Source organism: Streptomyces sp. NPDC056479, assembly GCF_042795335.1.
Classification (GTDB): domain Bacteria; phylum Actinomycetota; class Actinomycetes; order Streptomycetales; family Streptomycetaceae; genus Streptomyces.
Map to the genome: position 1 here is coordinate 223,544 of NZ_JBHTRZ010000001.1, position 13,755 is coordinate 237,298.

The 13,755-nt window shown below is 70.4% G+C and carries 13 protein-coding genes; 10 read left to right on the plus strand and 3 right to left on the minus strand.

The window, feature by feature from the left end:
* Window positions 1–36: 36 nt before the first annotated feature.
* Complete coding sequence (gene mmpA, locus ACFQ6S_RS00935) at window positions 37–183, plus strand: morphogenic membrane protein MmpA (protein WP_383401488.1); 147 nt, start codon at window positions 37–39, stop codon at window positions 181–183.
* A gap of 15 nt (window positions 184–198) precedes the next feature.
* Here mmpA and ACFQ6S_RS00940 read toward each other — a convergent pair whose 3' ends face one another.
* Complete coding sequence (locus ACFQ6S_RS00940) at window positions 199–1,377, minus strand: saccharopine dehydrogenase family protein (protein WP_383401491.1); 1,179 nt, start codon at window positions 1,375–1,377, stop codon at window positions 199–201.
* Between the two features lie 91 nt (window positions 1,378–1,468).
* Between ACFQ6S_RS00940 and ACFQ6S_RS00945 the strand changes: the two genes are divergently transcribed.
* The 6 genes from ACFQ6S_RS00945 to ACFQ6S_RS00970 all read left to right on the plus strand — a co-directional run bounded on the left by ACFQ6S_RS00945 (window position 1,469) and on the right by ACFQ6S_RS00970 (window position 8,145).
* Window positions 1,469–1,849, plus strand: coding sequence for an MmcQ/YjbR family DNA-binding protein (locus ACFQ6S_RS00945; RefSeq protein ID WP_383401494.1), 381 nt, complete (start codon window positions 1,469–1,471; stop codon window positions 1,847–1,849).
* A gap of 129 nt (window positions 1,850–1,978) precedes the next feature.
* Window positions 1,979–3,145: a CaiB/BaiF CoA transferase family protein gene (locus ACFQ6S_RS00950; protein WP_383401497.1), complete on the plus strand. Its 1,167-nt coding sequence runs from the start codon at window positions 1,979–1,981 to the stop codon at window positions 3,143–3,145.
* Window positions 3,142–4,284 (plus strand): acyl-CoA dehydrogenase family protein, encoded by a 1,143-nt coding sequence (locus tag ACFQ6S_RS00955; RefSeq protein WP_383401500.1) that lies wholly within the window; start codon window positions 3,142–3,144, stop codon window positions 4,282–4,284. The genes ACFQ6S_RS00950 and ACFQ6S_RS00955 overlap by 4 nt, the downstream gene beginning before the upstream one ends.
* 62 nt (window positions 4,285–4,346) lie before the next feature.
* Window positions 4,347–5,561, plus strand: a complete 1,215-nt coding sequence (locus tag ACFQ6S_RS00960; protein ID WP_383401504.1) for an acetyl-CoA C-acetyltransferase — start codon at window positions 4,347–4,349, stop codon at window positions 5,559–5,561.
* 35 nt (window positions 5,562–5,596) lie between these two features.
* Window positions 5,597–7,777, plus strand: coding sequence for a 3-hydroxyacyl-CoA dehydrogenase NAD-binding domain-containing protein (locus ACFQ6S_RS00965; RefSeq protein WP_383401507.1), 2,181 nt, complete (start codon window positions 5,597–5,599; stop codon window positions 7,775–7,777).
* Window positions 7,778–7,956: 179 nt separating this feature from the next.
* On the plus strand, window positions 7,957–8,145 hold the full coding sequence (locus tag ACFQ6S_RS00970; protein ID WP_383401509.1) for an SDR family oxidoreductase: 189 nt from the start codon (window positions 7,957–7,959) through the stop codon (window positions 8,143–8,145).
* Between the two features lie 92 nt (window positions 8,146–8,237).
* Here ACFQ6S_RS00970 and ACFQ6S_RS00975 read toward each other — a convergent pair whose 3' ends face one another.
* Entirely contained in the window at window positions 8,238–8,969 is a 732-nt protein-coding gene (locus tag ACFQ6S_RS00975) for a MerR family transcriptional regulator (protein ID WP_383401512.1), read from the minus strand.
* A 221-nt stretch (window positions 8,970–9,190) separates the two neighbouring features.
* On the opposite strand from ACFQ6S_RS00975, the gene ACFQ6S_RS00980 reads away from it, so the two are divergent.
* The 3 genes from ACFQ6S_RS00980 to ACFQ6S_RS00990 are packed head-to-tail and all read left to right on the plus strand — an operon-like array spanning window position 9,191 to window position 12,085.
* Window positions 9,191–10,657 carry an amino acid permease gene (locus ACFQ6S_RS00980; protein WP_383401515.1) on the plus strand — a complete coding sequence of 489 codons (1,467 nt, stop codon included), beginning with the start codon at window positions 9,191–9,193 and terminating at the stop codon, window positions 10,655–10,657.
* 40 nt (window positions 10,658–10,697) lie between these two features.
* Complete coding sequence (locus tag ACFQ6S_RS00985; RefSeq protein WP_383401518.1) at window positions 10,698–11,186, plus strand: macro domain-containing protein; 489 nt, start codon at window positions 10,698–10,700, stop codon at window positions 11,184–11,186.
* Window positions 11,183–12,085 (plus strand): PfkB family carbohydrate kinase, encoded by a 903-nt coding sequence (locus ACFQ6S_RS00990; RefSeq protein ID WP_383401521.1) that lies wholly within the window; start codon window positions 11,183–11,185, stop codon window positions 12,083–12,085. The genes ACFQ6S_RS00985 and ACFQ6S_RS00990 overlap by 4 nt, the downstream gene beginning before the upstream one ends.
* 68 nt (window positions 12,086–12,153) lie before the next feature.
* Here ACFQ6S_RS00990 and ACFQ6S_RS00995 read toward each other — a convergent pair whose 3' ends face one another.
* Entirely contained in the window at window positions 12,154–13,659 is a 1,506-nt protein-coding gene (locus tag ACFQ6S_RS00995) for a M1 family metallopeptidase (RefSeq protein WP_383401524.1), read from the minus strand.
* Between the last annotated feature and the right edge of the window lie 96 nt (window positions 13,660–13,755).

The following is a 13,755-nucleotide window of genomic DNA, read 5'->3' on the forward strand; positions in this document are numbered from 1 at the left end:
TGCGGCCGCCTGCCCGTGATCGGCAGGCTGGGCCGCATGACGACGCACCGCTCCCCCAAGCCCCTGGCCGACCCCGACCGCCCCGTCGAGCGTGCCGTGACGGCCGCGCTGATCGTGGCCACGCTCGCCGGGCTCGGATGGATCGTCGGGATGATCTACACCATCGCGGGGTGGCCGCTCTAAGGCGTCGCGGCCGGTTCAGCGGGTGGCGGCCACCCGGAAGGTGATGCCCGCCGCTTGCAGACGGTCGATCAGGGCGTCGCCCATCGCGACCGCCGTGGTGACCTGGCCTGCCGTGTCCGGCAGGTCGTCGAAGGCCAGGGAGAGGGCCGACTCGGCGAACATCTTCGCCGTCTCGCCGTACCCGGGGTCGCCCCCGGCCACCTCGGTGAACACCCGCCGGCCGCCGCCCTCGCCGACGAAACGGACGGAGAACCAGCTCCGCGCGCGCTTCTCGGGGCCAGGACCCTCGCCGGGCTTGAGCCGGTCGGACAACCAGCGGCGGGCCGGCGGCAGTTGGGCTGCCGAGAAGAGCGCGCCCATCGCCGCGACCCCGCCGACCGCGACGGGAAGGTGCCGTACGGCGGCGTAGTGGCGGTAGCGGAAGTCCGGGCCGTAGCGCTCGAGGGCACGCGCGGAGCGCTTGACGATCTGCGGGTCGATCGTCGGCAGCGGCAGTGCCCAGGCGCCGACCTCCTTGGCGAACCGGGGCACGCTCGTCGGCGCCGCCGCCCGGCGTCCCATCAGCCGCGGCTCGTGGCGCGCGCGATCCCGCCCGGCGGCCAGCATCTGGCGCCCGCGCGCGAACTGGTTGAGCGCCGATGCGAAGGTACCGCCCGAGAAGGTGGCGTCGGCCGTCACGAATCCGTCGACCGTCAGCGGCACGCCCTCCGGCAGCTGCTGGACGGTGAAGTACGCGCCCAGGTCGTGCGGGACCGAGTCGAAGCCGCACGCGTGCACCAGCCGTGCGCCCGTCTCACGCGCGCGTGCGTCGTGCCGGACGTACGTCAGGTCCACGAACTCCGGCTCGCCGGAGAGGTCCAGATAGTCGGCGCCGGTGTCCGCGCAGGCCGCGACGAGATCCTCGCCGTACATCACGTAGGGGCCCACCGTCGTGGCCACCACGCGCGCGTGCTCCGCGAGCCGGCGCATCGACGCCGGGTCGGCGACGTCCGCCTCCAGCACCCCGATCCCCTCACCACCGGGCAGCGACTCGCGCAGGCGCTCCAGCTTGCGCTTGCTGCGGCCGGCGATCGCCCAGCGCAGCCCCTCGGGCGCGTGCTCGGCGAGATACTCCGCGGTGAGTACTCCCACGAAGCCCGTCGCTCCGAAGAGCACGATGTCGTACGGACGGTCCGTCCTGCTCAGCCTGCTCATGACACCCCTTGGTCCCGCACCACGCGCCGTTGTCGGTGGCCGAGGCTAGCGTGAGGTGTGCGGAGCCCGACGACGAGCCCGGAGGTATGCGGTGGCCGTACCCAGGACTGCCCTGAAGAAGTGGGAAAAAGTACGCGAGTTCGCCCTCGGGATGCCCGATGCCGTCGAGGAGTTCCCTTGGGGCGAGACGGTCGCGAAGGTCAACAAGAAGGTGTTCGTCTTCCTCGGCGTCGACGACGGCAGCTACCCGATGGGCATCACGGTGAAGCTCAAGGACGAGTCGGCCCACGCGCACGCCCTGACCTGTCCGGGCGCCGAGCCCGCCGGATACGGCCTGGGCAAGTCGGGCTGGGTCTCCATCCCGCTGGAGCAGCAGGGTGCCCCGGCGGCGGAGCTGCTGTGCGACTGGGTGGAGGAGAGCTATCGCACGATCGCGCCGAAGCGGCTGATAGCGGAGCTGGACGCGCGCTGATTCCCTCCGCGCCGGTTCGCAGCCGACCTTCCGACCGGTAACTTTCTAAGCGCTTGCTCTTGTTTCCGCTGGAACACATTCTTAGCATCGCTGGTGTTACATCAGTTGTGTCACGCCAATGGGGGCTGGATGACAACGGCAACGACGCCCGGGCACGGCCCGCTCACGGGCGTGCGTGTGGTCGAGCTGGCCGGAATCGGGCCGGGCCCGTTCGCCGCCATGCTCCTCGCCGACCTCGGCGCCGACGTAGTCCGCGTGGACCGGCCCGGCGGCACGGGACTCGCCATCGACACCGCGTACGACATCACCAACCGCAACAAGCGCTCGGTGATCGTCGACCTGAAGTCCCCCGACGGTCCCGCGCGCGTGCTGGACCTCGCCGCCCGCGCCGACATCCTCATCGAGGGCTACCGCCCCGGGGTCGCCGAGCGCCTCGGCGTCGGCCCCGAGGCCTGCCACGCCCGCAACCCCCGGCTCGTCTACGGCCGCATGACCGGCTGGGGCCAGGACGGACCGCTCGCCCACCGTGCCGGCCACGACATCGCGTACATCGCGCTCACCGGCACCCTCGGCATGATCGGCAACCCCGATGAACCGCCCGCCGTCCCCGCCAACCTGGTCGGCGACTACGCGGGCGGCTCCCTCTACCTCGTCGTCGGCGCCCTCGCCGCCCTCCACCACGCCCGGGCCACCGGCACCGGCCAGGTCGTCGACGCCGCCATCGTCGACGGCACCGCCCATCTCTCCGCGATGATCCACGGCATGCTCGCCGCCGGCGGCTGGCAGGACCGGCGCGGCGTCAACCTCCTGGACGGCGGCTGCCCCTACTACGGCACCTATGAGACGGCCGACGGCCGGTACATGGCGGTCGGTGCTCTGGAACCGCAGTTCTACGACGAGTTCCTGGCGCTCCTCGGCATCGACGACTTCGCGTCCGCCCGTAAGGACGTCTCGCGCTGGGGCGAGCTGCGCGAGGTGGTCGCGGCCCGCTTCAAGTCCCGCACCAGGGACGAGTGGACGTCCGTCTTCGAGGGCTCCGACGCCTGCGTCGCTCCCGTGCTGTCCCTGCGCGAGGCCCCGCACCACCCGCACCTCGCCGCCCGCGGCACCTTCACCGACCACGGCGGCATCACCCAGCCCGCCCCGGCGCCGCGCTTCTCGGCGACCCCGACGACCGTGGGCAGCGGCCCGGCGCGGCCCGGCGCCGACATCGCGGCCGTGGCCCGCGACTGGGACGTACCCGACCTGCTGAAGGGCGCCGGCACGGACGGCCCCGCGACGAAGGGCCTGGCATGAAGAGGCAGATCTTCGCCCCCGAGCACGACGCGTTCCGCGCGACCGTGCGCAGCTTCCTGGACCGGGAGGTACTGCCGCACTACGAGCAGTGGGAGAAGGACGGCATCGTCTCCCGCGACGCCTGGCGCGCCGCGGGCAAGCAGGGCCTGCTCGGCATGGCGGTGTCCGAGGAGTACGGCGGCGGTGGCACCCCCGACTTCCGCTACAGCGCCGTACTCGCCGAGGAGTTCACGCGCGCGGGTGCCCCGGGCCTCGCGCTCGGCCTGCACAACGACATCATCGGCCCGTATCTGACCGGCCTCGCCACCGACGAGCAGAAGCGCCGCTGGCTGCCCGGCTTCTGCGACGGCTCGCTGATCACCGCCATCGCGATGACCGAGCCCGGCGCCGGCTCCGACCTTCAGGGCATCCGCACGCACGCCGAGGACCGCGGCGACCACTGGGTGCTTAACGGCTCCAAGACGTTCATCTCCAACGGCATCCTCGCCGACCTGGTGATCGTGGTGGCGAAGACGACCCCCGAGGGCGGTGCGCACGGGCTGTCGCTGCTCGTGGTCGAGCGCGGCATGGACGGTTTCGAACGCGGTCGAAACCTCGACAAGATCGGCCAGAAGGCGCAGGACACGGCCGAGCTGTTCTTCCACGACGTCCGGGTGCCCAGGGAGAACCTCCTCGGCGACCTCAACGGCGCCTTCCTGCACCTGATGACGAACCTCGCGCAGGAGCGCCTGAGCATCGCGGTCTCCGCCATCGCGGCGGCCGAGCACCTGCTGGAGATCACCACCGAGTACGTCAAGGACCGCGAGGCCTTCGGCCGGCCGCTGGCGACCAAGCAGCACGTCCGCTTCGAGGTGGCCGAGATGGCCACCGAGTGCGCCGTCACCCGCACGTTCCTGGACCGCTGCATCGAGGATCACTCGAACGGAGAGCTCGACGCCGTCCACGCGTCGATGGCCAAGTGGTGGGCGACCGAGCTGCAGAAGCGGGTGGCGGACCGCTGTCTGCAACTGCACGGCGGGTACGGCTACATGAGCGAATACCCGGTCGCCCGTGCCTTCACCGACGGCCGTATCCAGACCATCTACGGCGGGACCACCGAGATCATGAAGGAGATCATCGGCCGTTCCCTGCTCGGCTAACGCCCTCCCGCCCGGCCGGGAATCCCTCGCCCGGCCGACCCTCACCCCCGAAAGGCCTCCCTGTGAGCACCGAAGCGTACGTGTACGACGCGATCCGCACCCCGCGCGGCCGCGGCAAGGCGAACGGCGCCCTGCACGGCACCAAGCCCATCGATCTGGTCGTCGGCCTCATCCACGAGATCCGCGACCGCTTCCCCGGCCTCGACCCGGCCGCCATCGACGACATCGTGCTCGGCGTCGTCGGCCCGGTCGGCGACCAGGGCTCCGACATCGCGCGGATCGCGGCGATCGCAGCCGGGCTGCCGGACACCGTGGCGGGCGTCCAGGAGAACCGCTTCTGTGCGTCCGGCCTGGAGGCCGTCAACATGGCCGCCGCCAAGGTCCGCTCCGGGTTCGAGGACCTCGTCCTCGCGGGCGGCGTGGAGTCCATGTCCCGGGTGCCGATGGCCTCCGACGGCGGCGCCTGGTTCAACGACCCGATGACCAACCTCTCCGTCAACTTCGTGCCGCAGGGCATCGGCGCCGACCTGATCGCCACCATCGAGGGCTTCTCCCGCCGCGACGTCGACGAGTACGCGGCGCTGTCCCAGGAGCGGGCGGCGACGGCCTGGAAGGAGGGGCGCTTCGACCGCTCCGTCGTCCCGGTCAAGGACCGCAGCGGCCTCGTCGTCCTCGACCACGACGAGCACATGCGCCCCGGCACCACCGCCGACTCCCTCGCCAAGCTGAAGGCGTCCTTCGCGGACATCGGCGACCTGGGCGGCTTCGACGCCGTGGCGCTGCAGAAGTACCACTGGGTCGAGAAGATCGACCACGTGCACCACGCGGGCAACTCCTCCGGCATCGTCGACGGCGCCTCCCTGGTCGCCATCGGCAACAAGGAGATCGGCGAGCGCTACGGACTCACCCCGCGCGCCCGCATCATCTCGGCCGCCGTCTCCGGCTCCGAGCCCACCATCATGCTCACCGGCCCCGCGCCCGCCACCCGCAAGGCGCTCGCCAAGGCCGGCCTGACCATCGACGACATCGACCTCGTCGAGATCAACGAGGCGTTCGCGGCGGTCGTGCTGCGCTTCGTGCGGGACATGGGCCTGTCCCTGGACAAGGTCAACGTCAACGGCGGCGCCATCGCCCTGGGCCACCCCCTCGGCGCGACCGGCGCCATGATCCTCGGCTCGCTCGTCGACGAACTGGAGCGCCAGGACAAGCGGTACGGCCTCGCCACGCTCTGCGTGGGCGGCGGCATGGGCATCGCCACCATCGTCGAGCGCATCTGACCCCCCTCCCGACGGATCACACGGAGCACCTCCACATGAGCACTGAGTCCACCACCATCCGCTGGGAACAGGACCGCGAAGGCGTCGTCACCCTCGTCCTGGACGACCCCGACCAGTCCGCGAACACCATGAACCAGGCGTTCCGCGACTCCCTCGCCGTGATCACCGACCGCCTGGAGGCCGAGAAGGACACCATCCGCGGTGTCATCATCACCTCCGCCAAGAAGACCTTCTTCGCGGGCGGCGACCTGCGCGACCTCATCCGCGTCACCCCGGAGACCGCGCAGGACCTCTTCGAGGGCGGCATGGCGATCAAGCGTCAGCTGCGCCGCATCGAGACCCTGGGCAAGCCGGTCGTCGCCGCGCTGAACGGCGCGGCCCTGGGCGGCGGTTACGAGATCGCGCTCGCCTGCCACCACCGCATCGCCCTCGACGCGCCCGGCTCCAAGATCGGCTGCCCCGAGGTCACCCTCGGCCTGCTGCCGGGCGGCGGCGGTGTCGTCCGCACCGTACGTCTGCTCGGGATCGCCGACGCCCTGCTGAAGGTGCTGCTCCAGGGCACCCAGTACAACCCGCAGCGCGCCCTCCAGAACGGCCTGATCGACGACGTGGCCACCACCCAGGACGAACTGCTCGCCAAGGCGCGCGCGTTCATCGAGGCCCACCCGGAGTCGCAGCAGCCCTGGGACAGGCCGGGCTACCGCATCCCCGGCGGCACGCCCGCCAACCCCAAGTTCGCGGCGAACCTGCCCGCCTTCCCGGCCAACCTGCGCAAGCAGACAGGCGGCGCGCCCTACCCGGCCCCGCGCAACATCCTCGCGGCCGCCGTCGAGGGCTCCCAGGTCGACTTCGAGACCGCGCAGGTCATCGAGGCGCGCTACTTCGTGGAGCTGGCGGCGGGCCAGACGTCCAAGAACATGATCCAGGCGTTCTTCTTCGACCTCCAGGCCGTCAACTCCGGCGCGAACCGCCCCAAGGGCATCGAGCCGCGCAAGGTCCGCAAGGTCGCCGTGCTGGGCGCCGGGATGATGGGCGCGGGCATCGCCTACTCATGCGCCCGCGCCGGTATCGACGTCGTTCTGAAGGACGTGTCGCTCGAAGCCGCCGCCAAGGGCAAGGCCTACTCGGAGAAGCTGTGCGCGAAGGCGGTCTCCCGGGGCCGTACGACGCAGGAGAAGGCCGACGCGCTGCTCGCCCGCATCACGCCGGCGGCGGACCCGCAGGACGTGGCCGGCTGCGACGCGGTCATCGAGGCCGTCTTCGAGAACCCGGAGCTCAAGCACAAGGTCTTCCAGGAGATCGAGTCCATCGTCGAGCCGGACGCGCTGCTGTGCTCCAACACCTCGACGCTGCCGATCACCGTCCTCGCCGAAGGCGTGGAGCGCCAGGCCGACTTCATCGGACTGCACTTCTTCTCGCCGGTCGACAAGATGCCGCTCGTGGAGATCATCAAGGGCGGACGGACGGGGGAGGAGGCGCTGGCCCGCGCTTTCGACCTGGTCCGGCAGATCAACAAGACGCCGATCGTCGTGAACGACTCGCGCGGCTTCTTCACCTCCCGGGTCATCGGCCACTTCATCAACGAGGGCGTCGCGATGGTCGGCGAGGGCATCGAGCCCGCGTCGGTGGAGCAGGCGGCGGCGCAGGCGGGCTACCCGGCGAAGGTCCTGTCCCTGATGGACGAGCTGACGCTCACGCTGCCCCGCAAGATCCGCAACGAGTCCAAGCGGGCCGTGGAGGAGGCGGGCGGCACCTGGGCCGGGCACCCCGCCGAGGCCGTCATCGACCGCATGGTCGACGAGTTCGACCGCCCCGGACGCAGTGGCGGCGCGGGCTTCTACGACTACGACGAGGGCGGCAGGCGGACGGCTCTGTGGCCGGGGCTGCGCGAGCACTTCACGCGTGAGGGCGCGGAGATCCCCTTCCGTGACATGCAGGAACGCATGCTGTTCTCCGAGGCCCTGGACACGGTCCGGCTGGTGGAGGAGGGCGTCCTGACGTCGGTCGCCGACGCCAACATCGGCTCTGTCTTCGGCATCGGCTTCCCCGGCTGGACGGGCGGCGTCCTGCAGTACATCAACGGCTATGAGGGCGGTGTCGCCGGCTTCGTGGCACGCGCCCGTGAGCTGGCGGAGACGTACGGGGAGCGGTTCGCGCCGCCCGCGCTGCTGGTCGAGAAGGCCGAGAAGGGGGAGACCTTCACGGACGGCCGCTGACGAATCGCTGAGCGACAGGCGGCTCTTGCCCTCGTGAGGCGGGGCAGCCGATGCTGACCGGGCAGCCGGCAGCGCGGTCCCGCCCCACGAGGAGCCCCCATGGCCACCCGTCCCTGCAGCGCCGTTCAGGCATGTGGAATGCGCCCTTGCCGAGCGACTGACGCGTCATCACACTCCCCATGGAGACGCGTACCGCCCTGGTGACCGCAGCGGCACTGGGCCTCGGACAGGAGTTCGCCGTCACGCTCGCGCCGTACGGCATCACGGTCAACGCGATCGCGCCCAGCATGGTCCGCACCGCCACCGCTCAGCGCACGGTCGGCGCCGACGGCGGCTCTTCGAGGACGTCCGCGCGCAGCCGGCCGTAGGTCGAACACAGGTGCCGTGCGACCTGGTGTCGACCCTGCTGTACGTCGTCGACGAGGGCAGCGGCTTCCTGACCGGGCAGACCCTGAACGTGTCAGGCGGATCCGCCTTCATCTGACGCCGCTGACTCCGGCATGCCGCCCAGCCACTCCCGCAGGTCCTCGCGCAGGGAGCGCTGAAAGGTCGTCAGCAGAGCCTGCACCACCAGGGGTTGCATGTACGCGGAGAGTGATTTCACATCCTGCGCCGCCCGCTCGGACACCTCGCCGCGGAAAAGCCGCGACAGTTCGTGCGCGGCGGCGCGCGAGTGGTCGATGAGGACGCTGCGCGCCGCGAGGATCGCCTCGTGCGACAGCGGTACGTCCAGCAGTCCGACGCCGAGCCGCAGCAGCCCGAGGTCGACGCGGTACCCCCCTTCACAGGCCTCCACGACACCCATGGCGACCAGCCGCTCCACGTCGTCGTCGCCGAGCGCCCGCCTCGCCCGCCGCTCCAGTTCCCCGCGCGTCACCGTCTCGACGGCGTACGGCGCCCAGGAGGCCACGACGGCCCGGTGAACGGCGAGGTCATGGGCGTCCAGCTCGGGCGGCAGCTGCTGCAGATACCGCTCGATGGCGGCCAGCGTCATGCCCTGCTGCTGAAGCTCCTCGATCAGCGCGAGCCGGGCCAGGTGCTCCCGCCCGTAGTGCCCCACCCGGCGCGGACCGATCACCGGAGGCGGGAGCAGCCCCTTGGTGCCGTAGAACCGCACCGTGCGGACCGTCATCCCCGCCCGCGCGGCCAGCTCGTCGATCGTGAGGGTGGGTTCCTCGATGCCGGTCGTCATGTGCAGCAGTATCGCTGTCTCACCACTGCTGTGACACCTCCCGCGACCGATGTGACAGCCGTGTGAGAAGTAACGCTGTGTGACGTACGCCACCGCGTGAGCCGCGTTCCGTGGGGGAAGGTGGCCCCTTGGTCTGTGCCTTTTACGAAGGGCGCAGGCCATACGTTCGTCCGGACACCCGAGCGCGACCCGCTCGGGCGCACCAGAGAGTGGTACCACCCGTGAGCAAGGACGCCGTGAACACGGCAGTGGCCGCATCCCGTACCGACGCGGCCCAGGTGCCCGCGGACGCGGGCGACGCCGGTTACAGCAAGGACCTCAAGGCCCGCCACGTCAACATGATCGCCATCGGCGGTGCCATCGGCACCGGCCTCTTCCTCGGCGCCGGCGGTCGCCTCCACAGCGCGGGCCCCGCGCTGGCGATCGCCTATCTGGTCTGCGGCATCTTCGCCTTCTTCGTGGTGAGAGCCCTCGGCGAACTGGTCCTCTACCGCCCCTCGTCGGGCTCCTTCGTGTCGTACGCGCGCGAGTTCCTCGGTGAGAAGGGCGCGTACGTCGCGGGCTGGATGTACTTCCTGAACTGGTCGACGACCGGTATCGCCGACATCACCGCGATCGCGCTCTACACGCACTACTGGAGCATGTTCACGAGCATCCCCCAGTGGACGCTCGCCCTGATCGCGCTGGCCGTGGTGCTGGCGGTGAACCTGATCTCGGTGAAGATCTTCGGCGAGATGGAGTTCTGGTTCGCGATCATCAAGGTCGCCACCCTCGTCGCCTTCATGTTCGTCGGCATCTTCCTGCTCGCCACCCAGCACGAGGTCGGCGGCCAGACCCCCGGCCCGAGCGTCATCACCGACAACGGCGGTGTCTTCCCGCACGGCATGATGCCGGTGGTCCTGGTGATGCAGGGCGTGATCTTCGCGTACGCCGCGCTGGAGCTGGTCGGTGTCGCCGCGGGCGAGACCGCGGAGCCGGAGAAGGTCGTCCCGCGCGCGGTGAACTCGATCATGTGGCGCGTGGGCGTCTTCTACGTGGGCTCCGTCGTCCTGCTGGCCCTCCTCCTGCCCGGTTCGGTGTACTCGGCCGACCAGAGCCCCTTCGTCACGGTCCTGTCGAAGATCGGCGTCCCGGCGGCGGGTGACGTGATGAACCTGGTGGTCCTCACGGCGGCGATGTCGTCCCTCAACTCCGGCCTGTACTCCACGGGCCGCATCCTGCGCTCGATGGCGATGGCGGGCTCGGCCCCGAAGTTCACGGCCCGCATGAACCGCAGCCAGGTCCCCTACGGCGGCATCCTGCTCACCTGCGCGGTGTGCGTGCTCGGTGTCGGCCTGAACTACCTGATGCCCAGCCAGGCCTTCGAGATCGTGCTGAACGTGGCCTCCCTCGGCATCATCTCGACCTGGGTGATCATCATGGTCTGTCACCTGATCTTCGTCCGCCGCGCCAAGGCGGGTCTGGTGGACCGTCCCTCCTTCCGCCTGCCCGGCAGCCCGGTCACGGAGATCGCCACGGTCGTCTTCCTGCTGGCCTGCCTCGGCATGATGTGGAACGACCCCGAGGTCGGCCGCAAGACGCTGCTGCTCATCCCGGCCATCGCCGTGATGCTGGTCGCCGGCTGGTACGCGGTCCGACGCCGGGTCGCGAAGACGGAGGATCAGGAGCTGGCCGAGCTCACGAAGTAATTCCGGGGCCGTTGTCAGTGGCGGCCTCTACGGTGGCGTCATGTCGGAGATCACTTACGTCCGGGGTGACGCCACCGTTCCGTCGGTGAAGGGCGTCAAGGTGATCGCCCATGTCTGCAACGACATCGGGGGATGGGGCAAGGGCTTCGTCCTGGCCCTGTCGCGCCGCTGGCCGGAGCCGGAGAAGTCCTACCGGTCATGGCACCGCGACCGCGCCTCGAACGACTTCGGGCTGGGCGCGGTCCGGCTAGTCCAGGTCGAGCCCTGCGTCTGGGTGGCCAACATGGTCGGCCAGCGCGGCATCCGCACGGGCAGCAAGGGCGTCCCCGTGCGCTACGAGGCGATCGACGCCGCGCTGGAGAGGCTGGCCGAGAAGGCCGCCGACCTCGGCGCGTCGGTCCACATGCCCCGGATAGGCTGCGGCTTGGCCGGTGGCAGGTGGTCCCGGGTCGAGCCGCTGATCATCGAGCGGCTGGTGCGACGTGGGATCGCCGTCACGGTCTACGACCATGGGGAGGGCGGGAGTTGAGCCGCGACATCGACGTGCTCGTGCTGGGCGGCGCGGGCGTGGACACCATCGTGTACGTGCCGGAGCTACCGCTGCCGTACGCCGACAGCTACATGATCGACTCGGGGATCCGCACCCGCGCGGGCCAGACCGGCGACTTCGTGGCCGTCGGTCTGAGCGCCCTGGGCCTGCGCACCCACCACCTCGACATGCTCGGCGACGACCCCGAGGGCGACCTCGTCCGCGCGCTGCACCGCGAGAAGGGCATCGCGCTCACCGCGATCCCGCAGCCCGCGGGGACGAAGCGCGCCGTCAACCTGGTCGGTCCCGACGGCAGACGACTGTCGCTGTACGACACCAGCCGCGCCCACGCCCACGACCGCTTCCCGGAGGCCACGGTGCGTGCCCTGGCCGGTGCGAGCCGCCACGTCCACGTCACCATCACCCAGCCCTGCGCCCATTCCCTGCCGCTCCTGCGCGAGTCGGGCGCGACGCTCTCCACCGACCTGCACGACTGGGACGGCGAGAACCCGTACCACGAGCCGTTCGCGCACGCGGCGGACGTCGTCTTCGTGTCCGCCGCCGCCCTCGCCGACCCCGAGCGCACGATGCGCCGCATCGCCGATCGGGGCCGGGCCGAGGTGGTCGTGGCCACGGCGGGCGCGAAGGGCGCGTACGTACTGGCCGACGACGAGCTCACCCACGTACCCGCCGTGCCGCCGCCCGCGCCGGTGGTGGACTCCAACGGCGCGGGCGACGCCTTCGCCGCCGCGTTCCTCTACGCCTGGCTGAACCGCGAGACACCCCGGCGCAGCGCCCTGTTCGGCACGATCGCCGGCGCCCACGCGTGCACGGTGCCGTCGACGGAGACGGATGCGATAGGCCTGGACGACCTACTCACGCGCACTGCAACCCCCTGAGGGGTGCGGGGAACTGCGCGATCAGCCACAACGCGCCCGCAGCCGCCCGATGACGTGACGTGGCACCTTCAGCGGCGCACCTGGTGCCCGTGCACCTCATTGGTCGCGGCGATCTTCTTCCACGACTTCGGCTGCGCGGGCGCCACCGCAGACTTGGCGATGGACGCACCGCGCGCCGCAGACGTGGCCGGCTTCGACGGCTGGAACAGCCACGTGTCGAACAGCGCCGCCAGCGGCTTGCCGGACACCTCCTCCGCGTACCGCTCGAAGTCGGCCACCGACGCGTTGCCGTAGGCGTACTTCTGCGGCCACCCCTGCAGAATGGCGAAGAACGCGTCGTCCCCGATCTTGTTGCGCAGCGCCTGAAGGGCCAGCGCACCCCGGTCGTAGACGGCGATGTGGAACTGGTTGTCCGGACCGGGGTCACCCGGCTCGACCGTCCAGAACGGGTCGTCGGCCGACCGCGAGGCGTACACGTAGTCGGCGATCTCCTGTGTCGTCCCCTCGCCCTCGTGCTCGGACCACAGCCACTGCGCGTACCGCGCGAAGCCCTCGTTGATCCAGATGTCCTTCCACTGATCCACGGACACCAGGTCGCCCCACCACTGATGGGCAAGTTCATGCACGACGACGGAGGTGTTGGACCCGTTCGCGAAGTTGGCGGGGCTGTAGTACGGCCGGGTCTGCGTCTCCAGCGCGTACCCGGTGTTCGTGTTCGGCACGAACCCGCCGAGCGCGTTGTACGGATACGGCCCGAAGTACTCGCTCAGCCAGTCGGCGATCTCCCCGGTCCGCTCGATGCTCGCCCGCGCCGCCCCCGCGCGGTCACCGAGATTCTTGCTGTAGGCGTTGATGACCGGAATTCCACTCTCGGACGTCCCCGTGGTGACGTCGAAGCGTCCCGCCGCGAACGTGGCCAGATAGGTGGCCTGCGGCTTGTTGGACCGCCAGTTGTAGCGCGTCCAGCCCGCCCGTGAACTCGTCGACTGGAGCGTTCCGTTGGAGATGAACTGCGTGCCGTCCGGCACCTGCACCGACACGTCGTAGGTCGCCTTGTCGCGCGGGTGGTCGTTGCTCGGGTACCACCACCAGGACCCCTCCGGCTCACCCGCGACGATCCCGCCGTCCGAGGTGCGCAGCCACGCGTTGAAGCCGTACGCCTCCTTCGTCGACGGCACGCCCCGGTAGCGCACGACGACGGTGACGGACGTGCCCTTGGCCAGCGGCTTCTGCGGCGTGATCTCCAGCTCGTGCTCGCCGGAGGTCGCGAACGACGCCTTCGCGCCGTTGATCCGGACCTCGCTGACATCCAGCAGGAAGTCCAGATTGAAGCGGGACAGGTCCTGTGTGGTCTTCGCCAGCAGGGTCGCCGTACCCTCCAGCTGGTCCGTGGCCGGCTGGTACTTCAGCCGGAGGTCGTAGTGGGAGACGTCGTAGCCGCCGTTGCCGTAGGCCGGGTAGTAGGGGTCACCGATGCCCGGAGCGCCGGGGGAGTGACTCGCGGCCGAAGCCGGGATCGCCAGCATCAAGGAGGCGGCTGCGAGTGCGCCCGGCGCCATCAATCTGCGGTGCACGAAAGCTCCAAGTCGTAGGGGCCGAAGTCTGTCCGGAGCCTATTGAGTACCTGTGCCCCCTGCGTGTCCATGACCACCGCCGTCACACGATCGCCA

Coding starts and splice junctions, on each gene's coding strand:
- mmpA (WP_383401488.1), top strand. CDS start 37: ATGACGACGCACCGCTCCCCCAAGCCCCTGGCCGACCCCGACCGCCCC.
- ACFQ6S_RS00940 (WP_383401491.1), bottom strand. CDS start 1,377: ATGAGCAGGCTGAGCAGGACGGACCGTCCGTACGACATCGTGCTCTTC.
- ACFQ6S_RS00950 (WP_383401497.1), top strand. CDS start 1,979: ATGACAACGGCAACGACGCCCGGGCACGGCCCGCTCACGGGCGTGCGT.
- ACFQ6S_RS00955 (WP_383401500.1), top strand. CDS start 3,142: ATGAAGAGGCAGATCTTCGCCCCCGAGCACGACGCGTTCCGCGCGACC.
- ACFQ6S_RS00965 (WP_383401507.1), top strand. CDS start 5,597: ATGAGCACTGAGTCCACCACCATCCGCTGGGAACAGGACCGCGAAGGC.
- ACFQ6S_RS00970 (WP_383401509.1), top strand. CDS start 7,957: ATGGAGACGCGTACCGCCCTGGTGACCGCAGCGGCACTGGGCCTCGGA.
- ACFQ6S_RS00975 (WP_383401512.1), bottom strand. CDS start 8,969: ATGACGACCGGCATCGAGGAACCCACCCTCACGATCGACGAGCTGGCC.
- ACFQ6S_RS00985 (WP_383401518.1), top strand. CDS start 10,698: ATGTCGGAGATCACTTACGTCCGGGGTGACGCCACCGTTCCGTCGGTG.